Source organism: Chryseobacterium sp. S0630 (assembly GCF_024158915.1).
Lineage (GTDB): Bacteria > Bacteroidota > Bacteroidia > Flavobacteriales > Weeksellaceae > Chryseobacterium.
The window spans coordinates 1-20690 of the sequence record NZ_JAMZGF010000056.1 but is presented as its reverse complement, the minus strand read 5'-3'; the positions used below and the strand labels follow the sequence as shown (position 1 = coordinate 20690).

General features: G+C 34.2%; 22 protein-coding genes. 15 read left to right on the top strand and 7 right to left on the bottom strand.

The features are described from left to right. The first annotated feature begins 33 nt into the window (after positions 1–33). Positions 34–2460 (top strand): TonB-dependent siderophore receptor, encoded by a 2427-nt coding sequence (locus NK356_RS19365; RefSeq protein WP_253317791.1) that lies wholly within the window; start codon positions 34–36, stop codon positions 2458–2460. Positions 2461–2626: 166 nt separating this feature from the next. Here the strand turns inward: NK356_RS19365 and NK356_RS19360 are convergent, their stop codons facing one another. Next, positions 2627–3844: a PQQ-dependent sugar dehydrogenase gene (locus tag NK356_RS19360; RefSeq protein ID WP_253317790.1), complete on the bottom strand. Its 1218-nt coding sequence runs from the start codon at positions 3842–3844 to the stop codon at positions 2627–2629. A 106-nt stretch (positions 3845–3950) separates the two neighbouring features. On the opposite strand from NK356_RS19360, the gene NK356_RS19355 reads away from it, so the two are divergent. From NK356_RS19355 to NK356_RS19310, 10 genes are all read left to right on the top strand, one after another. Continuing rightward, positions 3951–4322, top strand: coding sequence for a BlaI/MecI/CopY family transcriptional regulator (locus tag NK356_RS19355; protein ID WP_047428710.1), 372 nt, complete (start codon positions 3951–3953; stop codon positions 4320–4322). A 2-nt stretch (positions 4323–4324) separates the two neighbouring features. Next, positions 4325–6109, top strand: a complete 1785-nt coding sequence (locus tag NK356_RS19350) for a M56 family metallopeptidase (protein ID WP_253317789.1) — start codon at positions 4325–4327, stop codon at positions 6107–6109. Between the two features lie 177 nt (positions 6110–6286). After that, entirely contained in the window at positions 6287–8278 is a 1992-nt protein-coding gene (uvrB, locus tag NK356_RS19345) for an excinuclease ABC subunit UvrB (RefSeq protein ID WP_253317788.1), read from the top strand. A gap of 287 nt (positions 8279–8565) precedes the next feature. After that, positions 8566–9162 (top strand): GLPGLI family protein, encoded by a 597-nt coding sequence (locus tag NK356_RS19340; RefSeq protein ID WP_253317787.1) that lies wholly within the window; start codon positions 8566–8568, stop codon positions 9160–9162. After that, positions 9135–9422, top strand: a complete 288-nt coding sequence (locus NK356_RS19335) for a hypothetical protein (RefSeq protein WP_253317786.1) — start codon at positions 9135–9137, stop codon at positions 9420–9422. Before NK356_RS19340 ends, NK356_RS19335 begins: the two co-directional genes overlap by 28 nt. 12 nt (positions 9423–9434) lie before the next feature. After that, positions 9435–9809, top strand: coding sequence for a DUF3887 domain-containing protein (locus NK356_RS19330; protein ID WP_253317785.1), 375 nt, complete (start codon positions 9435–9437; stop codon positions 9807–9809). A 36-nt stretch (positions 9810–9845) separates the two neighbouring features. Further along, the gene (locus NK356_RS19325) at positions 9846–10613 is read left to right on the top strand and encodes a hypothetical protein (RefSeq protein WP_253317784.1); all 768 of its coding nucleotides are present in this window, start codon (positions 9846–9848) and stop codon (positions 10611–10613) included. After that, on the top strand, positions 10613–11140 hold the full coding sequence (locus tag NK356_RS19320) for an SdpA family antimicrobial peptide system protein (RefSeq protein ID WP_253317783.1): 528 nt from the start codon (positions 10613–10615) through the stop codon (positions 11138–11140). Before NK356_RS19325 ends, NK356_RS19320 begins: the two co-directional genes overlap by 1 nt. Beyond that, positions 11141–12055: a hypothetical protein gene (locus NK356_RS19315; RefSeq protein WP_253317782.1), complete on the top strand. Its 915-nt coding sequence runs from the start codon at positions 11141–11143 to the stop codon at positions 12053–12055. It abuts the gene before it with no gap. A 2-nt stretch (positions 12056–12057) separates the two neighbouring features. Next, positions 12058–12513, top strand: a complete 456-nt coding sequence (locus NK356_RS19310) for a hypothetical protein (protein ID WP_253317781.1) — start codon at positions 12058–12060, stop codon at positions 12511–12513. A gap of 154 nt (positions 12514–12667) precedes the next feature. Here NK356_RS19310 and NK356_RS19305 read toward each other — a convergent pair whose 3' ends face one another. The 4 genes from NK356_RS19305 to NK356_RS19290 form a co-directional block, all read right to left on the bottom strand. Next, complete coding sequence (locus NK356_RS19305) at positions 12668–12904, bottom strand: DUF3820 family protein (protein ID WP_034692778.1); 237 nt, start codon at positions 12902–12904, stop codon at positions 12668–12670. A 10-nt stretch (positions 12905–12914) separates the two neighbouring features. Then, entirely contained in the window at positions 12915–13994 is a 1080-nt protein-coding gene (locus tag NK356_RS19300; RefSeq protein WP_034692780.1) for an AI-2E family transporter, read from the bottom strand. A gap of 13 nt (positions 13995–14007) precedes the next feature. Beyond that, the gene (locus NK356_RS19295) at positions 14008–14736 is read right to left on the bottom strand and encodes a beta-carotene 15,15'-monooxygenase (RefSeq protein ID WP_034692782.1); all 729 of its coding nucleotides are present in this window, start codon (positions 14734–14736) and stop codon (positions 14008–14010) included. A gap of 73 nt (positions 14737–14809) precedes the next feature. After that, positions 14810–15535 (bottom strand): hypothetical protein, encoded by a 726-nt coding sequence (locus NK356_RS19290; RefSeq protein WP_253317780.1) that lies wholly within the window; start codon positions 15533–15535, stop codon positions 14810–14812. 45 nt (positions 15536–15580) lie between these two features. On the opposite strand from NK356_RS19290, the gene NK356_RS19285 reads away from it, so the two are divergent. Next, positions 15581–16558 (top strand): aminodeoxychorismate synthase component I, encoded by a 978-nt coding sequence (locus NK356_RS19285; protein WP_253317779.1) that lies wholly within the window; start codon positions 15581–15583, stop codon positions 16556–16558. Beyond that, entirely contained in the window at positions 16542–17168 is a 627-nt protein-coding gene (locus NK356_RS19280; RefSeq protein WP_034692787.1) for an aminotransferase class IV, read from the top strand. Before NK356_RS19285 ends, NK356_RS19280 begins: the two co-directional genes overlap by 17 nt. Before the next feature lie 2 nt (positions 17169–17170). On the opposite strand, the gene menD is transcribed toward NK356_RS19280, so the two are convergent. Beyond that, positions 17171–18841, bottom strand: a complete 1671-nt coding sequence (gene menD, locus NK356_RS19275; RefSeq protein WP_253317778.1) for a 2-succinyl-5-enolpyruvyl-6-hydroxy-3-cyclohexene-1-carboxylic-acid synthase — start codon at positions 18839–18841, stop codon at positions 17171–17173. An 84-nt stretch (positions 18842–18925) separates the two neighbouring features. Here menD and NK356_RS19270 point away from each other — a divergent pair, with 84 nt between their 5' ends. After that, a complete protein-coding gene (locus NK356_RS19270) occupies positions 18926–19876 on the top strand; it encodes an isopenicillin N synthase family oxygenase (RefSeq protein ID WP_253317777.1) in 951 nt (316 codons plus the stop codon). Between the two features lie 44 nt (positions 19877–19920). Here the strand turns inward: NK356_RS19270 and NK356_RS19265 are convergent, their stop codons facing one another. Then, positions 19921–20190, bottom strand: coding sequence for a hypothetical protein (locus tag NK356_RS19265; protein WP_034692794.1), 270 nt, complete (start codon positions 20188–20190; stop codon positions 19921–19923). Positions 20191–20413: 223 nt separating this feature from the next. On the opposite strand from NK356_RS19265, the gene NK356_RS19260 reads away from it, so the two are divergent. Continuing rightward, positions 20414–20575, top strand: coding sequence for a hypothetical protein (locus NK356_RS19260; protein WP_185103632.1), 162 nt, complete (start codon positions 20414–20416; stop codon positions 20573–20575). The last annotated feature ends 115 nt before the right edge of the window (positions 20576–20690 follow it).

Genomic DNA, 20690 nt, shown 5'->3' with positions numbered 1-20690 from the left:
ATTTTGATCGAATCATCACTCAAAATTATTAATATGAAAATAAAATACATCAGCATTATTTTCCTTGGAGTTTCTGCCTTCTCCTATGCCCAGCAGGTAAAAGATACTTTGAAAGAATCAAAGATTGACGAAGTTGCCATTACCGGGAGCCGAAACAAGAAAAGAACAGTCGTAAACACGCCTGTTCCCATCGATATCATAGACATTAAACAGGTAAGCCAGTCAACTGGACAGGTGGAAATCAACCAGCTTTTACAGTTTTCTGCGCCTTCTTTCAATTCTAACAAACAATCAGGGTCTGACGGTGCCGATGCAGTAGATCCTGCCACTTTAAGAGGCTTAGGTCCTGATCAAACTCTACTTTTGTTAAATGGAAAAAGATATCACCAGTCTTCACTGATCAACCTTTTCGGAACGAAAGGAAGAGGAAATACGGGATATGACATGAATACCATCCCGATTGGCGCCATAAAAAGAGTGGAAGTTCTTCGTGACGGAGCTTCTGCACAATATGGATCAGATGCTATTGCAGGAGTTATCAATGTTATTCTGAATGACAGAGACAAAGGTTTTGAAGGAAATGCTTTTTATGGAATGAATCTTTTCAAAAGTCCCGGAAACAATGATGTTGTATCAGACCATAAAGTGGATGGAAATACCTTTGATTTCAATGGAAATTTAGGGACTAAAATAGGATCAAAAGGCGGTTTCGGAAATTTCACCGTAGAGTTTGTGAATAAAGATTACGCTATACGAAATGCAAATCCGGATGTTTATACCTCTCCCAGACAGCGTTTTGGAGATGCAAAAGCTCAGAACATTTACTTTTTCGGAAATATTGAAGTCCCATTAACTGATGGTCTGAAGTTTTATTCCCGCCAAGGTTTTTCACATAGAAATACTAAGGCTTACGCGTGGACCAGAACCCCTGATGCAGATGGTAATATTCCTGAAGTTTACCCTACAGGATTTAACCCGATTGAAAATACCAGCATTACGGATTTTACGTTTGACAACGGATTAAAGTTCAAAGTTGCAGACTGGGATGTAGATTTCTATAATGCTTTTGGCAACAATAGATTCACTTATCAGATAGACAATACCATTAATGCCACTTTAGGAGTCAGATCTCCTACAAGCTTTAATGCAGGAGGTCATTCTCTGCTGCAGAATACAACTGGGTTTAATGCTGTGAAACAATTCAAAGTACTGGAAGGACTTAACGTTGCTTTCGGATCTGAATTCAGGTATGAAAAATTTGATATCATCAAAGGAGAAGAAGCTTCTTACGCTATGTATGATGTCAATGGAAATCTTGTGACTCCAAGCACTCCTCAAAACTTATTGGTTACGAATCCTTCAAGTGGCAATGTAAGGCCAGGTGGCTCACAAGGTTTTCCAGGCTATTCTACAGACACAGGCAAGAGCAGAAATAACTTCGCAGCGTATGTAGATACTGAATTGGATGTGACTAAAAACTGGATGATAAGCATTGCCGGAAGATTTGAAAATTATAATGATTTTGGAAGCACTCTGAATGGTAAATTTGCCACAAGATATGCTATCACGCCACAGTTTGCTTTCCGAGGATCTGTTTCTACTGGATTCAGGGCGCCTTCTCTGGCTCAGAAATACTACAGCCAGCAGTTTACCAACTTCCAGGGCGGTCAATTGGTTACAATCCAGCTGGCATCTAATGACAGTAAAATCGCAAGCAGTCTGGGAATTCCTCAACTGAAGCAGGAAACCTCCGTGAATGGAAGTGCCGGATTTACCTTCAATACAGGAAAATTTACGGCAACCGTAGATGGTTATTACATCCGTGTTAAAGACAGAATCGTTCTTACCGGATATTTTGCACAAGCAGACTTGCCGGCAGATGTTCAGGCAGAAAACCCATTTATTGACCAGGTACAGTTCTTCTCTAATGCCATCGACACGAAAACAAAAGGAGTTGATGTGATCTTAAGCTATACTGAAAATATCGGTTCAGGAAAACTGACCGCTACCCTAGCCGGAAACTATAATGATATGAAAATCACAAAAGTGAATACTTCAGAACAGTTGGCAGGGAAAGAAGATATTTACCTGAGTGCAAGAGAAAAAGCATTTATTCTTGCTTCTGCTCCGAAGACAAAAGTGAATTTAAACCTTAATTACAGGCTCAACAAATTCAATGTAAACCTTCAGATGGTAAGGTTTGATAAAGTAACTCTGATTGGCTATGATGACTCAGAACAGGTGTATAATCCAAAAGTAACCACCGATCTTTCTTTCGGTTATGAATTCTGCAAGAACCTGAATCTTACTTTAGGAAGTAAAAACCTGTTCAACAGATATCCTACTCTACAGACCACTCATGTATCCGACGGAAATACGGAAGCTGGAGGTATTTTTGACCCTGTACAGATGGGATTTGCCGGAAGACAGGTTTTTGCCAGACTTAATTTTAAGTTTTAAAAGAATAAAAAAACTGTATCAAAATGTCATTCTGAACGAAATGAAATGTAGTGAAGAATCTTATGTTATTGGTTTATAAATGAGATTCTTTGAACGACGTTCGCAGACCTGCAGTCTGTGTCAGAATGACAAAGGTGAAATTATTAACCTTTGATACAGTTTTTTCCTATTTTTTTGAAATTTTATAAAGCTTACCGCTATCTGTTACTGCATACAGATTTCCATCCATTCCGTTCAATACATCACGGAAGCGTTCTTTCTGATCCGCGAGAAGACGCTCTTCTCCTACTACTTTATTATCTTTCATGACAATTCGGTTAATGTGTTCGCCGCTTAGACATCCAATAATAAGATTACCTTTCCATTCTTCAATATTTCCTGTATAGAAAGTAATTCCACTTGGTGAAATCACAGGATCCCAATAATAGACAGGTTGCTCGGTCCCTTCTTTTTGGGTGATTCCCTGCCCTACTTTATCTCCTGAATATTCAATACCATAGGTTACATCTCCCCAGCCGTAATTTTTTCCCGGCTGGATCAGATTGATTTCATCACCACCTCGTGGTCCCATTTCCACATCCCACAAATTTCCGTTGGGATCTATAGCCATTCCCTGCGGATTTCGGATTCCATAAGCATATATTTCAGGCTTATAACCGGATTTTCCGATAAAAGGATTTCCTGGTGCAGGCTTACCATCTTTGGTAATCTTTAAAATTTTTCCAAGATAATTATCTGTTTTCTGCGCATATACACGGGTAACTTTGTCTGATCTTTCTCCTGTACTGACAAATAAATTTCCATCTTTATCAAAAGCCAGACGGCTTCCGTAGTGCTTATCTCCGTCATAAGAAGGTTCAGCACGGAAAATCACTTTTACTTCTGAAATATTTTTAAGATCTGCAGAAAGTTTCCCTTTTGCTACCGATGTTAAATTTCCTTTTCCAAATGGCTCCGAGAAGCTGAAGTAAATAATATTGCTGGTTTTAAAATCAGGATCAAGAGCAACATCCAACATTCCACCCTGTCCTTTTGAATCTACTTTTGGAAAACCTTCAATTTTTGAAACCTGTTTACCATCTGTTGAAACAACATTCATATGCCCTTTCTTATCTGTGATGAGAAATTTTCCGTCAGGCAAATTAATAATCCCCCAAGGTCTTCCTAAATCTTTATTCAATATTTCAACATTATAGGCTGTTGTTGTCTTTACAGCTTTAATTCTGGTCTGCCCTTTAAATGCCGGCTTATAGTCGGAATTAGGATTATCTGTTTCCACACTTCCGTCATTTCCTGTCTTTTGAGCATTCGCATGATTCTCTTTGCATGAAGATAAAAAAAGAAAAAGGCTTACTACAGGAATGTAAAATTGATTGATTTTCATATTATTATGATTAGGTTTCATACATCGAATGGAAAAATAATGCCAATAAAGTTTGCATATATTAATTTTTATTCTACATTTGCAGAACAAATTACAAACTTGTAGAATGAAAGAGATCAAACTAACCGATTCTGAAAAAGTCCTTATGGAAATTCTTTGGGAAAAGAAAACTGTTTTCATGAAGGATATTCTGGAAGCCTATCCGGAGCCAAAGCCTGCAGCAACTACTATTGCGACCTTGCTTAAAAGAATGCAGAACAAAGAACTTATAGGCTATAAACTCTATGGAAATTCCCGCGAATACTATCCAAAGGTAGAGAAGGGGGAATATTTCAAGGAAGAAATGACTTCCATGATTGACCGTTTTTTCAACAGCTCTGTGACCCAGTTTGCATCATTTTTTACTTCCAACGCAAAACTTAGCCAAAAGGAACTGAAAGAACTTCGTGATATTATTGACGAACAGATAAAAGAATAAATATGATCGCTATTATTCTGAAAATAATTCTGTGTTCTTCTATTTTCATTGCTGTTTATTATTTGTTTCTGGAAAAAGAAAGAATGCATAGATTCAACCGGTTGTATCTGCTAAGCTCATTATTGTTATCCAATATAATTCCGTTTGTGACGATTACCTTACCAAGCCGAAACACTGCAACAACTCCTCAACTGATCATGGAAGAAACGGCACAGCAACTGGTTATTATCCCGCAACAACAGGAAAGTTTTAACTGGGAAAATATGTTTTGGGGAATTTATATTGTGATCTCACTTTTTCTGTTGTTAAAAAGCCTTTTTTCCCTTATTGCTATAAAAAGAATCTCGGGAGAAAAGCATAAGTATCAGCATCACAATGTTATATTAACAAAAGAAAACCTTTCTCCTTTTAGTTTTTGGAATACCATTTATATGGGAGAAAGCTATATGAATAATCATACAATAGATCCGAGGGTTTTTCTTCACGAAAAGACTCATATTGAACAGAAACACAGTGTCGATCTATTGTTTCTGGATATTTTAAAGATTTTCACCTGGTTCAATCCTGTTCTTTTCCTGTATAAGAAAGCAGTTATAACCAATCACGAATTTTTGGCTGACGAGGCGGTTATAAAAAGTAATTATAACATGAAAGAATATCAGCGTCTTATTCTTGAAGAAATTCTCAGCCACCAAAATCCTCCTTTGACCCATTCATTTAATTTTAATAACACCAAAAAAAGATTTATTATGATGAAAACAAAAAAATCAAAATTCAGTCTGCTAAAGAAAACAGCAGGAATCTCCGTTTTAATTTCCGCAGCAGCATTATTTTCTGAAAGAACATATGCGGGTAATTCTTCTCATATTCTTGTTTCTGAAAGAATAGCAGAGATCCCTGCCCAAATGGCTGGTCAGGATCCTTATCAGGAATTCAAAGACATATTAGCAAAGTATGCAGATCTTCTGAAACAGGAAAATTATCCCGAGTTTTCAAAGAAGGTTACTGAAAGTGATAGAAAAAGGCTTGGTGAACTGTATCCACTGCTTAATAAAAATCAGAAAAATGAGCAGAAGATTACATTCTTTTCTATCCCTGAGCTGAAAAAAAGAATTCCAACAGAAAACGAACTGAATTCATTTTCAGACAAAAAAAGCTATGCAGTCTGGATTGATTCAAAAAAAATAGAAAACAGCGATTTGAAAAATTACAATAAAGATGATTTTTCAAATATTTATATCAGCAAAGTTTCTCAAAATGCCAGAACAGCAAAAAATCCACAACCTTATCAGGTTAGCTTAATGACTCATTCTTATTTTGAAAAGACCAAAGAAGAAGGAAAATCATCTGTTATAATGGGTTTTAAAAGACAAGGATTAAAAAAAGTTTCAGATACAATAATTCCGAGGGTGTATAGCACAAGTGAAAACAATAAAGATAAAAACACAAATACAGCCGTCAACACCCAACAAAATACAAATGAAATTCCAGCTCAATATCCCGGAGGACCTAAAGACTTAAAAATCAAAATAAGCAGGAATGTGGATGTGAGTAATTTAGGAGACTACAAAGGTCCTATAACGTCTACCGCTTTTATTCATATTAATGAGGCAGGAAAAACAACTCAGGTAACCACTTCAGGAGAAAACGAAATTCTTAACCGGGAACTTCTGAAAACTGTCACTGAAATCAGCAATGAAACAGTATGGATACCCGCAATGAAAGAAGGGAAAGCCATTGCTTCAATATTAAAAGTTCCGGCAACGATGACGTTTACACGACCATAAGAACAAAAGCGCTAATGATTAGCGCTTTTTATTTTTCAATTGTTTTCATTCAGACATCTTCAAAAAATAACAACTACAAGGGTGATAAGTTAAAATTTTATTATCAAAATATTCACCTTCAAAACATTATACGGTCTAATAATTTCTTTCGTATTTTTGTTGTATACATTCTTTTCTATGGATTTTAAGCTTCAATCAGAATATAAACCTACCGGGGACCAACCTCAAGCTATTGAAAAACTTACCGAAGGAATAGAGATCGGGGAGAAATATCAAACGCTTTTAGGGGTAACAGGTTCCGGAAAAACCTTTACTGTCGCAAATGTGATACAAAAGGTACAACGTCCCACTTTAGTATTAGCACACAATAAGACTCTTGCTGCACAGCTCTTTATGGAATTTAAAGAATTTTTCCCGGAGAATGCCGTGGAATACTTTGTCAGCTACTATGACTACTATCAGCCAGAGGCCTATATTGCCACAACAGGAACTTATATTGAAAAAGACCTGAGCATCAATGAAGAAGTCGAAAAGTTGCGTCTTTCTGCAACTGCCAGTCTTCTTTCAGGAAGGAGAGACGTTTTGATCGTGGCTTCTGTTTCATGTATTTATGGTATCGGAAACCCTACGGAATTTCATAAATCATTAATTTCTATAGCGATTGGTGAAAAGGTGACTAGAACAGCTCTTCTTCATTCATTAGTTAATGCATTGTATGCCAGAACCCTCAATGAGTTTCAAAGAGGAACGTTTCGTGTAAAAGGAGATGTGATTGATGTTTTCCCTGCCTACACTGATAATGCAATCAGAATTCAGTTTTTTGGAGATGAAATTGAAAAAATTCAAAGTTTTGATCCTGTTACTGGAAATGTAGAGGATAATTTTGATCAGATACAGATTTACCCCGCCAATCTATTCGTAACGTCGAAGGAGACTTTAAATGGAGCGATTAAAGACATTCAGGATGATATGGTAAAACAGGTTGATTTCTTTAGCTCAGTCGGAAAGCCATTAGAAGCAAAACGACTTCAGGAAAGAACGGAACTGGATCTTGAAATGATTAAAGAACTGGGCTATTGCTCAGGAATTGAGAACTACTCACGGTATCTGGATGGCCGCCTTCCGGGAACAAGACCATTCTGTTTGATTGATTATTTCCCTAAAGATTTTTTAATGGTCATTGACGAAAGCCACGTTACTGTTCCGCAAGTTCATGCTATGTACGGAGGAGACCGAAGCAGAAAAGAAGCGTTGGTGGAATATGGTTTCAGACTTCCGGCAGCGATGGACAACAGACCTTTAAAGTTTGAGGAATTTGAAGCCATTCAGAATCAGGTTATTTATGTTTCTGCAACGCCAGCAGATTATGAGCTGGAAAAAACCGGAGGTGCTTATATTGAACAAATCATCCGTCCTACCGGACTTCTTGACCCGATTATTGAAGTAAGGCCTTCATTAAACCAGATTGATGATCTGATGGAAGAAATCCAGAAAAGATCTGATGCTGATGAAAGGGTTCTGGTAACTACTCTAACAAAGAAAATGGCAGAAGAACTTACGAAATACTTCACCAAATTCGGAATCAGAACAAGATATATTCACTCGGATGTTGAAACACTGGAACGTATTCAGATTATGCAGGATCTTCGTTTAGGACTTTTTGATGTATTGATTGGGGTTAATTTATTGAGAGAAGGTTTGGATTTACCTGAAGTTTCATTAGTTGCCATTCTGGATGCTGATAAAGAAGGAATGTTGAGAAGCAGAAGATCAATGATACAAACTGTGGGACGTGCCGCAAGAAACGTGAACGGAAAAGCGATCATGTACGCTGATAAAATTACAAAATCCATGCAGGCCACTCTGGATGAAACCGAATACCGTCGTGCTAAACAAATACAGTACAATGATGAGCATGGTCTGAAGCCAACAGCTTTAAATAAAAAGATTTCTGAAAATCTTGTGGGAAGAAGCAAAGACTTCCCTGATGAAAAATATACCCAAAAAGAAATTCTTCAGAAAGTTGCTGAAACAAAAGCAATTTATGCAAGTGAAGATATAGAGAAAATGATTGTGCAAAAGCAAAAAGAAATGGAAGCTGCGGCTAAAAATCTTGACTTTATTAAAGCTGCTAAGCTGCGGGATGAAATCGCAGATTTAAAAGATTAAAAATTTTATTAAAAAATTGTTGGGGCGGCATGTTTGAACCCGCCGAAACTTTATATTGAAGTTATGTTTATTTTACAATCCGTTTCTTACTGATTTCTAAAAAATATAAAAAATCATATAAAAAACTCATCATAAACAAAAAATGAACTACCATATTAGGAGTTATTATTTTTATTAAACATAAAATATATTAAAAAATATAAAATTATGAATATCACAAAAAAAACACAAAAAAAATAAAATAATATAAGAAAAATCATTACATTTGAAATTATAAAAACAACAAAATGATGAAAAAAGCAGTACAATTATACTTCTTGTTATTTGCTATTTTCTATAGCCATGCCCAAAGTAATGCAACCCGTTTCTTTTACGAACTGTCGTTTAAACCTAAAAAAGATTCGTCTAAAATCCAAAAGGCAATTGGAATCCTAGATATTTCAGAAAAAGAATCTATTTATAAAGACTATAACTTAGTTGCACAAGATTCTATATTAATACAAGCTGCTGAAAAAATGCATAAATCAGGAATCTTTTATGATATTGGGAAATCTATAAAATGGCCGTCTTTTACTTTTAAGATTAAGAAAGAATATCCAGATATGAAAACAATATTCGTAGATGGTATTTCTCAAAAATATTTTGGATATATCGATTCTACACCACAGAATTGGAAAATTGAGAAAGAAACAGATAAGATTCTAGGATTTTCTGCCCAGAAAGCTACGCTTGATTTCGGGGGAAGAAAATGGGTAGCTTGGTTTACAAATGAAATTCAATATTCAGACGGACCGTATAAGTTCCATGGATTACCTGGATTAATTGTAAAAATCGAAGATACAAAAGGTAACTATTCATGGGTACTTTCTGGAATAAAAAAATAACAAACTTTTCAGAACTAAGTTTTACAGAAAGAATATCTGGTTTTAATGATGTTAATATAATCTCTCGAGACAAGTTTCTCAAAGCTTATAATTCTTTTAAAAATGACCCATTTTCGGAAGCAAGATCAAAAATAACAGCAGAAATGAGATCCAGCAAAATGCCAGGAAGCAACATAACAGTTGGAGAATTATTGAGCCAACAAGAAAAGAGAGTCCTTGATTTTTTTAAATCAAATGATAACCCTATTGAAATAAAATAAATAATATATATTATGATGAAAACAATATTGATTCTATTACTATTTCCCATTTTTTCTATTGCTCAAAACAAAAAAGAAATGGGAAAAGATTTTGTTGAAGGCCTATACAATACTGACAAGATCGAAAAATCCTATTCCTATTTAGACCCTTCCATAACTAACAAATTTGACTTAAATCAGTTAAAAAAAACTCTTACAAATGTAGAAACTCAATTTGGTAATTTTAAAACAATTCTAGAAATTAATAATGAGGATAATACATACTACTATTATTGCGAATTTGACAAAACTAAAATTGATATGATGATTACGTTTAATAACTCCAGTAAAATAGCAGGGTTTTACTACGTTCCTCATAAATCATTCACAGATAAGAAATTAAAATAAACATCAATATAAGTTTAACAATTATAAAACACTATTATGAAAAAAATCAGAAAATTTGTACAAAACCCAGTGTTTATCTTTTTACTTCTCCTCAATTTTATTTATGTTAATGCAAATAGGAATAAAATAATAGAGGAACAAGTTAAAGTAAATCAAAAAAGTGGTGAAGAAATCTTTAAGGGATTATTTTTCCTTCAAAATGACATTTCAGATAAAGTCGAATCTTTAAAAAATATTAAAATACAAATAGAAAATTCTAGCAACTCAAAGCAAACCTTACAAAATTTAAAAGAAATGAGCTCAGAATCAGTTAATTTCATTAAGGTTAAGTATCCCCATTTTCTTGGAAATTTACAAAAAGCTATGTATTCAGGGAACTTATATGAAATAGACAAATATCTTAAAGAATCTGTGATACTTGTTGAGCAATCTGGATTAGCATCAGATAAATATTCAGGACTATTTACATTTAGCAGTGCAATAAAGAATAACGATACATTGAAAAGTCAAATTATAAATTTAGATCTTAGTAATTCAAAAGATTCTCAAACATTAAAAGATATATTAAACGATTACGCTGTAAAAGAAAATATTACTCAATTATGTACATTGGCTGGTGCTTTTTGTGTATTTTACGCAATCGCAGCTGCAGTATCAATTGCCGTGGCTGCATATAGTGTAGTTACAAAAATGGCATATTGGGATCCTCTATCAGAAACGATGGAAATGTCAAGTTTGGAACCTTCGAAACAATTAAGTAAGGATATCTTAGTAGGGCAATTAGATAGTTATTTTAGAGGATAATGAAAGACAATTTTTCTATCTATAAAAAAATCATCATTACTTTTTGGATATTCATTATAACAATTATTTTCATTTCATCGCTCAAAACACAAGTTGTTTTGAGCGAGAAATTGAAAATGGAGTTAAATACTTTATTTCCAGAAGGATGGAGCTTTTTCACACGTAATCCAAGAGAATCGCTTCTAGAAGCATATAAAATTGAAAATAATCGTTTAGTTTATCTTCCTTTATCTAATTCATCTAAAGAGAATTTATATGGTTTTTCAAGAAAATCTAGAGTTCAAGGGTTTGAAGCATCAATTATTGTTTCAGATATACCAACTAAATTATGGACTGAAGATGTTGGGAGTAATTACGCTAAACATTTGTATGATAAAGCTATTGAAGTTAAATTAAAGAAAAGTAATAACTATTTTAAAAATGGATTTTATTTGTTTATTGTGAGAAAACCAATTCCTTGGGCTTGGGCAAGTAGAAATCAAGAAAAATTTACACCATATTCATTTGTTAAAATTAATTTAAAATAAATGCCTGATTTTTCAAAAATATATACATCAAATGTTTTACAGTATGCGAGATCTTTTCTGACATTGAGTTTGATCCTTACATTAATATGTTCTCCATTTAAGGATCTATTTCCAGATTTTCATATTATAAAGCTTAAAGAGAATTTAAGGGAATTATCCTTTTTGAATTATTATCTTTGGTTTTCAAATATGAAAATTCCCTATTATTTTACATTACTTATTTTGATCTTAGTAATAACTGGAATATATCCGAGATTTTTATCATTGTTTCATTGGTGGGCTACATACTCAACTTTCTATACAATGTTTATAATTGAAGGAGGGGATCAAATTAGTGTAATAATTGTTTTGTTATTAATTCCTATATGTCTCATAGATCCCAGAAAATTAGGATGGATAACCGTAAACAATTCTATTGTTCCAAAGAATAAATACTTAATATTTTTCTCCTATTCAGTCTTTGTTGTTATACAAATTCAATTAGGAATGTTATATCTAAATGCGGGAGTTGCAAAACTTTTAGTTTCAGAATGGATTGATGGAACAGCAGTTTATTATTGGTTTAACAATAATATTTTTGGTGCTCCAGACTATATTAAATTTTTGATAGGTCCATTATTTACAAATAGCATAACAGTAACTTTAATAAATTGGGGAGTAATAGGTTTAGAAATAATGCTGTTTGTTGGTTTATTTCTAAAACAAAAATTGAAATATGTATTATTCACTTTAGCATTCATATTTCATTTTCTTATATTTTTAATTCATGGTCTAGGTACTTTTTGGATTTCAATGACAGGATGTCTGATTTTATACTGTTTTGATCCAACAATTACTATGAAACAAAATATCCTAAAAATAAGAAAAGTATTCTCAAGCTATAAAAAGACTTTATTATTATCTGAAAAGACATAATTATGAAAACTCAAATTCTTAAATTTCCAATATTGCTTCGATTTTTGTCTATTGTTCAATTTATTGTTGTATTAACAATTTGTTTAAAAGGTGATGAATCTCGTAATACAATATATTTTATTTCTATATTGTCATTAATTGTTATTTTAATATTGCTGTTTTCAAAACTTAAAATTATTGTTGACTTAGATTTTATAAGATATTCTTTTTTCCCATTTATTCCTTTTTATAAGATTTTAAATAAAAAAGACATAAAAAATGCCTATATCGGCAATCTTATTGATTTCTATTCTACCATTGGATGGGGAATACGTTATTCTAGGAAGTATGGTTGGGGCTATATTTTAGATTCTGAAAAAGTTATTTATATTGAACTATATTCTGGAAAAAAAGTTCTATTGAGCATTAAAAATGAAAATGACTTTTTATCATACTTAAAATATAGATCTTCTACTTAATTGTCTGGTAGAAATTATTATAAACTATATAAAGCTGCTAAGCTGCGGGATGAAATTGCAGCTTTGAAAGCTTAAAAGGATTAATGATAAAATAATTTCGGCGGCATCTTCGATGCCGCCGAAATTATATACTAAAATGGGTATACTTTAATTTTTACAATCCATTTCTCACTGATGCCCTGATGGGAGCCAAAAGATCCATAAGTCCGTTTAATTTGATCTCATAAACCGTTGAAAGCTGCATTCCCAGTTTTCCCTTTGGCATTCCGTTTTTATTAAACCATTCAAGATAGCTGATCGGAAGATCAATAAGAACCGTTCCTTCATACTTACCAAAAGGCATTTTCAATACACAGATTTCTTTTAATATTTCGGGATTAAGTCCTTCCACTTTTATATAATTAAATTAATTTTTCTTTAATATCATCCTCACCGGGTAATTCAAGATCCGGAGGTGTTTCTTCATCCGAAAATTCATTTCTGTATACCTGAACCAGCAGAAGTGTCAATGAGATAAGGATAGGCCCGAAAATAAGTCCCATAAACCCAAACAGATTCATTCCCATGATGATTCCGAATACAGTATTCAAGGGGTGAATATTTTCCAGTTTCTTTAAAAGGGTAAAGCGAAGCAGATTATCTGTAAGCCCTACCACCACAAGACAGTAGATTGCCAAACCAATTCCTTGTCCGGTATTGCCTTCCGCAATCATAAAGATACACACCGGAACATAGATAATAGCTGTTCCTACTACAGGAATCACAGAAGCCGCAGCCGTTAGTGCAAAAAGCAATGCTGCTCCCGGTGCCCCAAAAATCAGATAACCGATGAGAGCAACAATCCCCTGTCCTATAGCTACAACCGGAATCCCGATAGCATTGGCCATGATCAGTTTTCTCATTTTATCGCCTATCAAAGAAATGTTGGATCTTTTCAACGGTGCTGAAGAAGTAAGGATCTTTTCAAAAAGCCTTGGTCTTTCAAGCATAAAATAGAGAATAAAATACATGGACATCACTACTGTAAGAGTATTGAATGTGCCGCTGACTGCAGAAGTAGAAGCTTTTCCTACATTATCTTTCAGCTTGGCCATATTTTCTTTGCTCAGAATATCAAATCCTGTTTTCGAGAAAATATAAGAATGGATTTTATCCAGGAAGATATTGAACTTGGCCATATAAGCCTGTGCATTTCCCAGCTTATCAATAATCAGATCAGCAATAAAATAAATCGGAAGAATAAGAACAATAAGACTAGCAAACATCAATGCAAAAGCCGCAAGTGACGGTTTCCATTTTTTTTCTTCCTGCAGATAAAAATTATACTTCCTGCAGACTACATAAATGGTAATCGCTCCCAACACCGAGGGAATAAACAATGCCAGATTAAAACAGATCAATCCTGCCAATACCAGAATGATGGCCAGCAACGACATCTGCTTTATCGCAACACTGCTTATTTGTTTGTCCTTATTCATCATGTATTTTATATTTTTATTTGCTGTACATAATTTGTCTTGGTTTTCCTAAGAAAGCACAATAAGTAGAGTACATTACAATCATAATAAACGGAGCTGTCAGGATAACTCCTATACCACAAAGAATAACCCCTGCTATAGAAATCAGAAATCCTAAAAATCCTGTCAATAAGAAAGTTCCATAGTTTTCTTTAGCAATGTTGAATGACTTTGATAAAGCTTCTGTAGCTGAAGCATTTTCAAATAACAGAATCGGATATCCTATTAAAAGGAAAGGATATACAAAAATGATAGGCAAAACGCACAATGCCAGAGCAATTGACGAAATAATCCAGGCAAGAAGACTATAAATCAAAATGTTTACAAAATTCTGGCGGTATCCGATAAAAAGATCAGAAAATTCAATCGGGCTTTTGGTATTGTATTTATTTACCATGTAGATCAATCCTACATACAAAGGAGATAATAAAAGACCAAAAAGACTGGATGCCCCCATATATAAAGGAAGTCCCGGAGCACTCCAATAATTAAAATCACCTCCTGAAGATTTCATCTCTTCTACCATAGAAGCAGAATCAAATCCCGTAAGCATCTGAATAACAGACCCTCCAATTAGATAAATAATCATGGCTACAATTCCGTAACCGAAAACGCCTTTGTACATTTCAAAAGCATGAGAAATAATTGATCCCGTATCTCTATTAGGTACAGAGCCTTGCTGATCAAATTCGTTAAATTCAGACATAGTTTAAATATTTAATGATTTTACCAAATTTACTTTTTTTTAGTAAAAACATCGCATTAAACACGAATGAATTTTAACTTTTCTCAGAAAAGACAGTTTTATAAAGTGAGTAAATCATGGCATTCCAAAAAGGAAAAGTGAAAAGTCCACCTATCAGAAACAAGGCGAAGCCTAAATACTTAAATAGAAAAGCTACGATCACACACACCATGATTTCAACGAAATACATTTTAAGAGCTTTAAAATTCAGGGAAATGGCTTCAAAAATTCTTTTATTGGTAAAGAACATCAATGGAGCAACAAAGATGGTTACAGCAACCCAAATTACTGCTAATACAACGGTAGGAATGGTAAATCTGTAAATAAAGAACCAGAAAAGAAAATATCCCACATACTTAAAAAAGTTAAGCCCGTTGTACCCGGCAAACAAATCTCCTAATACAATATTCTCTTTAAGATCAAGCTTTCGGAAGATCTGGAACATTCCAAGATTCAAGGGGTACAGAAATGCTGTCGTTCCCCAGATTGCCAATGTAAACATCTGATAATTTTCGGTAGCTGTTATTTGCTCCATTTTCTTCAGATAAACCTGAGTGCCTTGCATAAAGGCTTCCTGCAATTCTTTATTATAAGAAAAAATATCATACTTCTCACCGAAAAGCATCACTCCGGTAAGCAATATTCCAAAAAAGACAATGGAAAACATCAACTGAAAAACGAGTGTTTTATTCCAATAAAAAAATGCCTGCTTCAATATAAAATCTATTCCCGGTTTCTGAGGATATTTATTCTGCATCATAAAAAAATTTATGCAAAAGTAAACATCAATAAGTACTTTTGCAGAATGTTTTCAGTGAATCATCAAAAATTTATGGAAATGGACGAACTTTCTCTTCAGAAGGTTCCCTATTTTTTCGTAATCGACTTTCTTTCGGAGAATGTTGAAATCTATCAGGAGCATGAAATTGAAAAAGAAGGTTTAATTATTGATTTTCAAGAGTTTTCAAACACCAAAGAGACCAATAAACTGGACAAAAAAGTAGTCTGGAAATCCTTTCCTGAAACATTGGAGAGCTTTCAGATTGGTTTTGATAAGGTTCAGAAAAATATTCGTCTGGGAAACTCTTACTTAGTAAATTATACTAGAAAAACGAAGATAGAGACCAATTTAACCTTAGAAGAAATTTTTTACCACTCAAATGCTAAGTACAAAGTTTTTTATAAAGATTTTTTTGTATTTTTTTCTCCTGAAACTTTTGTAAAGATCATCGACGGAAAAATTTTCACCTATCCTATGAAAGGAACAATTGACGCATCTATTGAAAATGCAGCAGAAATTCTGAAGAATGACAGAAAGGAGAAGGCAGAACATTACACCGTAGTAGATCTTCTCCGAAATGATCTGAGTATGGTAGCTGATGAAGTAAAGGTGGACCAATTCCAGCATATTGACTTTATCAAAACCCAACAAAAGGATCTGTATGCAATGAGTTCTGAAATTTCAGGAATGATAAAACCTGAATATGAGGGAAAAGTAGGAAGTATTATGCAGAAACTTCTTCCTGCGGGCTCTATTTTAGGAGCTCCCAAACCTAAAACACTGGAAATAATTCTGGATGCGGAAGGATATGACAGAGGATATTACACAGGAGTTTGCGGCTGGTTTGACGGCCAAAATGTAGACAGTTGTGTAATGATACGCTTTATAGAAAAAGAAGAAGACCAACTTTATTTCAAAAGCGGAGGCGGTATAACGCACATGAGTAAATTAGAAGACGAGTATCAGGAAATGAAAAATAAAATCTATGTCCCAATTCATTGAAAGTATTAAAGTAGAAGATCAGGAGATTTTTCTATTGGATCTACATCAGAAACGTGTCAATCAAACATTTTCCCATTTCGGGAAGGAAGACTCTATTGATCTGGCCAAAATCTATAAAAATCTACAGCATGATGAGGATGGTCTTTTCAAGTTAAGAATTGCTTATGACCTTGACAAAAAAATCAGAACACAGATGATTCCTTATGCAATCCCAGAAATACAGGATTTCAAGCTGGTAGAAAATAACAGCTTTGATTATTCATTCAAGTTCGAGGATCGTAAAGAACTGGATAAAATGAAAGCTAAAGCGAAAGCTGAAGAAATTATCATTGTTAAAAACAATCATATCACCGATACTTCCTTCTCTAACCTTTTGTTTTTGAAAGGAAAAGATTGGTTTACACCTTCTACTTATCTATTGAACGGAGTACAAAGACAGCATCTTTTAAAGCAAAAAAAGATCAAAGAAACGGAGATTACTTTACAGAATATAAAGCAATTCACCCATTTCCAGATCATTAATGCGTTGAATGATTTCGATGATATGTTTATCTATCCTATCGACAGAATTATCAATCTGCCGGGGAATGAAGAATATCTTGATCTTTAAATCTATTTCATAAACTCAAAATACGACTTCAGTACATCTGCACTATTCTTCCCGTGAGTATTTACTTCCAGGATTTTTGGCTGTGCATCAGGTTTGAAGAAATTCTCAAGAACTCTATCCAGAGTAAGCTCATCCTCTACTCTGATATAGGAAAATCCGAAATGTTTCGCCAGAGATTCGGCGTTCTTGCGGTGTTTGGTGGCAATAAATTCGTCTAATGTATTCGGGTTGGCATTTCCAGGTCCCGGAATGATTTTAAAGATATTTCCTTCACCATTATTGAAGATCATAATTCTTACAAATGGTGGAATATATTGGTTCCAAAGACCATTGATATCATAGAAGAAACTCAGGTCTCCTGTGATCAGTAAAGTTGGATTTTCATTTTTTATGGCAAATCCCATTGCTGTAGAAGTAGATCCATCAATACCACTTGTTCCTCTGTTACAATACATTTTTCTCTTTCCGAAATCAAACAACTGAGCATATCTGATCCCCGATGAATTACTGAAATGAATATTGTAATTTTCAGGAATTGTCTGTGATGCTTTATTGAAAAAATAAAAATCCGAAAAATCAATTGTATTCAGAAACTGCTCGTGTTTAGCATCTTTTTTATCCCTTAAAACATCCCAAAGATTAAAATAAGGTCTTGGTTCCAGATTAATAAACTTCAGTAGTTTTGAGAAGAAAACCTCAGGTTTCACTTCTATCTTTTCTGTCAGCGAGAAATAAGTATCAGGCTGCCATACTTCATCAAGATGCCAGTGCTGTTTCGGACGTGCACTTCTCAGAAATTGCTTTACCTTTTTGGAAACCACATTCTGCCCTATCGTAATCAACAGGTCTGGAGCATATGTTTTATAATCCTCTTCCGTAAAATTGAAAATATAACGGTCTATATGTTTGAAGAACTTCTCATGGTGTAAATTTGAATTGGCTTCACTCAATACTACCACAGAATGGTTTTTCACCAATTGAGTCAATTGGTTTTCCAGTTCCGGACTGTAATCTCTTGTTCCTACCAACAGCATAATTCTTTGTGAAGTATGCCATTCTGCAATCAGATTGGATGGAATTTCATATTCTTTATGCTTGATTGTCTTTTCCACAGTAGGAAAAGTAGGGAGCTCAGATACCAGCTCATACAAAGGTTCCTCTAACGGAATATTAATATGCACCGGGCCTTGCTTCTCAAAACAATGTTCAATGGCCTTTTTAATGGTATCGAAATTAATATCTTCTGCATTTTCCTTGCTGTCTTCCAAAAGCTGGAAGTCGCCATAAGAATGCTGATGAAAAACATCCTTCTGTCTTATTGTCTGCCCATCAAATATATCAACAAAATCGGTCGGTCGGTCTGCCGTTAGTATCAAAAGAGGTACATTCTGATAAAAAGCTTCAGTAACTGCCGGATAATAATTAACCACCGCTGATCCGCTCGTACAGGTAATCGCTGCAGGCTTTTTCTCACTTTTTGCCATTCCCATTGCCACGAAAGCAGCACTTCTTTCGTCTACAATGCTATAACAGTTGAAACTATCTACCTCTGAAAAATGGATGGCCAAAGGAGCATTTCTTGACCCCGGAGAAATTACGATATCTGCAATTCCGTACTGCTGAAGAAGATGTGCAAGTATTTGGATACTTCTCTTAGAAGAATATTTTTTCATACAGCAAATTTAACTTATAAATAATGATTTTAAAATCATTTAATTTAAAAAAAATGTAATTTTGCTGTTCGTAAATTTCTAAAAATGGATAAAATACCTAGTGTAGACCTGCGTGATTTCCTTTCGGGCAACCCGGAACGCAAACAGAAATTTGTAAATGAAATCGGAAAAGCTTATGAAGAAATTGGTTTTGTAGCCTTAAAAGGCCACTTTCTTGATGACAACCTAGTGGATGATTTGTATGGTGAGGTAAAAAACTTTTTTGAACAACCAGTGGAAACGAAACAAAAGTATGAGATTCCAGGAATTGGTGGCCAGAGAGGTTATGTAGGATTCGGTAAAGAAACTGCTAAAGGTTTCAAAAAAGGAGACTTAAAAGAATTTTGGCATTTTGGACAGTATCTGTCTGATGATTCAAAATACAGAACTGAGTATCCGGACAACGTAATCGTTGATGAACTTCCAAAATTCAACGAAGTTGGTAAAGAAGCATTCCAAATGCTTGAGAAAACAGGGCAGTATGTGTTAAGAGCCTTAGCATTACACCTTGGTTTAGATGAATTTTATTTTGATGACAAAATCGCAGAAGGAAATTCTATTTTAAGACCTATTCACTACCCTCCAATCACTGAAGAGCCAGATGATGCGGTAAGAGCAGCAGCTCACGGAGACATCAACCTTATCACTCTTTTAATGGGAGCACAAGGGAAAGGTCTTCAGGTTCAAAACCACAACGGAGAATGGATTGATGCTATTGCAGAACCAGATGAGCTAATGATCAACGTTGGAGATATGCTTTCAAGACATACCAACAACAAATTGAAATCTACCATCCACAGAGTGGTAAACCCGCCAAGAGAAATGTGGAGTACTTCAAGATATTCAATTCCTTTCTTTATGCATCCTGTCAGTGCAATGTCTTTAAATGCACTTGAAAACTGTATAGATGAAAACAATCCAAAATTATACGAAGATACTACTGCCGGAGAATTCCTGCATGAAAGATTGATCGAACTGGGATTGATTAAAAAATAAAAAAGAAACGGCTGTCTCTGATTTGAGACAGCCGTTTCATTATACTATCCTGTTATACAATAAAATTCAGGACATGGTGTAGGTTGTGTAAAAGTACCCCACGGACAGATGCAGGTGTATGTATCTCCACCACCACCAGGATTTTCTCCTCCACCAGGATTTTCGTAAGGAACACATTTTCCCCCTGAGCAGATTTGTCCTGCAGAACAGCCTCCTTCTCCCGGTCCACCGCCTTCTAAGCAATAGGCTGGAAAATTGACCCCCGCAACAATACTTCTCTTGTCGTCTCTTGAAAGTTTTTTTAGATTTTTCATAGTTATAGTTTTAATTTTTCCTACTCTATAAGCTTTTCGGATAACGCTAGCTTAAAAATAGTATTTATTTTATTAGCAATCAAACATTTAGATAAAAACCATTGATTATATAGCTCTCAAAACTGTTTATTATATTAATTTTTTATTTTAATGAAATAAACATTATTAATTAAAAATATTTTAACTATTTTTACTTTACTTACAAATTTTCAATTAAAACAATATGAAAAATCTAAAAAAACTAAAAAAAGACCAATTAAAAAACATTGCAGGAGGTGCTAACCTTCCAGAAACAGATTTCTGCATGTATTATTGCAATGGAACCATTGTTTGTGCAACCTGCAGCGATGATTTCAAATGCCCGGACACGAACAGTGATATGTAAGATTACAATCAAAATGTAACCAATAAGAACCGTTTCTATAGAGAAGCGGTTTTTTTATTTCTTTTGACTTAAAATAACATGGATTCCGGAGCTTAAATACTTTTAATAAACAAAG

Bases quoted from the DNA above. Each gene is read 5' to 3' on its own strand.
- NK356_RS19365 (WP_253317791.1), top strand. From the start codon at position 34: ATGAAAATAAAATACATCAGCATTATTTTCCTTGGAGTTTCTGCCTTC.
- NK356_RS19360 (WP_253317790.1), bottom strand. From the start codon at position 3,844: ATGAAAATCAATCAATTTTACATTCCTGTAGTAAGCCTTTTTCTTTTT.
- NK356_RS19355 (WP_047428710.1), top strand. From the start codon at position 3,951: ATGAAAGAGATCAAACTAACCGATTCTGAAAAAGTCCTTATGGAAATT.
- NK356_RS19350 (WP_253317789.1), top strand. From the start codon at position 4,325: ATGATCGCTATTATTCTGAAAATAATTCTGTGTTCTTCTATTTTCATT.
- uvrB (WP_253317788.1), top strand. From the start codon at position 6,287: ATGGATTTTAAGCTTCAATCAGAATATAAACCTACCGGGGACCAACCT.
- NK356_RS19340 (WP_253317787.1), top strand. From the start codon at position 8,566: ATGATGAAAAAAGCAGTACAATTATACTTCTTGTTATTTGCTATTTTC.
- NK356_RS19335 (WP_253317786.1), top strand. From the start codon at position 9,135: ATGGGTACTTTCTGGAATAAAAAAATAACAAACTTTTCAGAACTAAGT.
- NK356_RS19330 (WP_253317785.1), top strand. From the start codon at position 9,435: ATGATGAAAACAATATTGATTCTATTACTATTTCCCATTTTTTCTATT.
- NK356_RS19325 (WP_253317784.1), top strand. From the start codon at position 9,846: ATGAAAAAAATCAGAAAATTTGTACAAAACCCAGTGTTTATCTTTTTA.
- NK356_RS19320 (WP_253317783.1), top strand. From the start codon at position 10,613: ATGAAAGACAATTTTTCTATCTATAAAAAAATCATCATTACTTTTTGG.
- NK356_RS19315 (WP_253317782.1), top strand. From the start codon at position 11,141: ATGCCTGATTTTTCAAAAATATATACATCAAATGTTTTACAGTATGCG.
- NK356_RS19310 (WP_253317781.1), top strand. From the start codon at position 12,058: ATGAAAACTCAAATTCTTAAATTTCCAATATTGCTTCGATTTTTGTCT.
- NK356_RS19300 (WP_034692780.1), bottom strand. From the start codon at position 13,994: ATGATGAATAAGGACAAACAAATAAGCAGTGTTGCGATAAAGCAGATG.
- NK356_RS19295 (WP_034692782.1), bottom strand. From the start codon at position 14,736: ATGTCTGAATTTAACGAATTTGATCAGCAAGGCTCTGTACCTAATAGA.
- NK356_RS19290 (WP_253317780.1), bottom strand. From the start codon at position 15,535: ATGATGCAGAATAAATATCCTCAGAAACCGGGAATAGATTTTATATTG.
- NK356_RS19285 (WP_253317779.1), top strand. From the start codon at position 15,581: ATGTTTTCAGTGAATCATCAAAAATTTATGGAAATGGACGAACTTTCT.
- NK356_RS19280 (WP_034692787.1), top strand. From the start codon at position 16,542: ATGTCCCAATTCATTGAAAGTATTAAAGTAGAAGATCAGGAGATTTTT.
- menD (WP_253317778.1), bottom strand. From the start codon at position 18,841: ATGAAAAAATATTCTTCTAAGAGAAGTATCCAAATACTTGCACATCTT.
- NK356_RS19270 (WP_253317777.1), top strand. From the start codon at position 18,926: ATGGATAAAATACCTAGTGTAGACCTGCGTGATTTCCTTTCGGGCAAC.
- NK356_RS19265 (WP_034692794.1), bottom strand. From the start codon at position 20,190: ATGAAAAATCTAAAAAAACTTTCAAGAGACGACAAGAGAAGTATTGTT.
- NK356_RS19260 (WP_185103632.1), top strand. From the start codon at position 20,414: ATGAAAAATCTAAAAAAACTAAAAAAAGACCAATTAAAAAACATTGCA.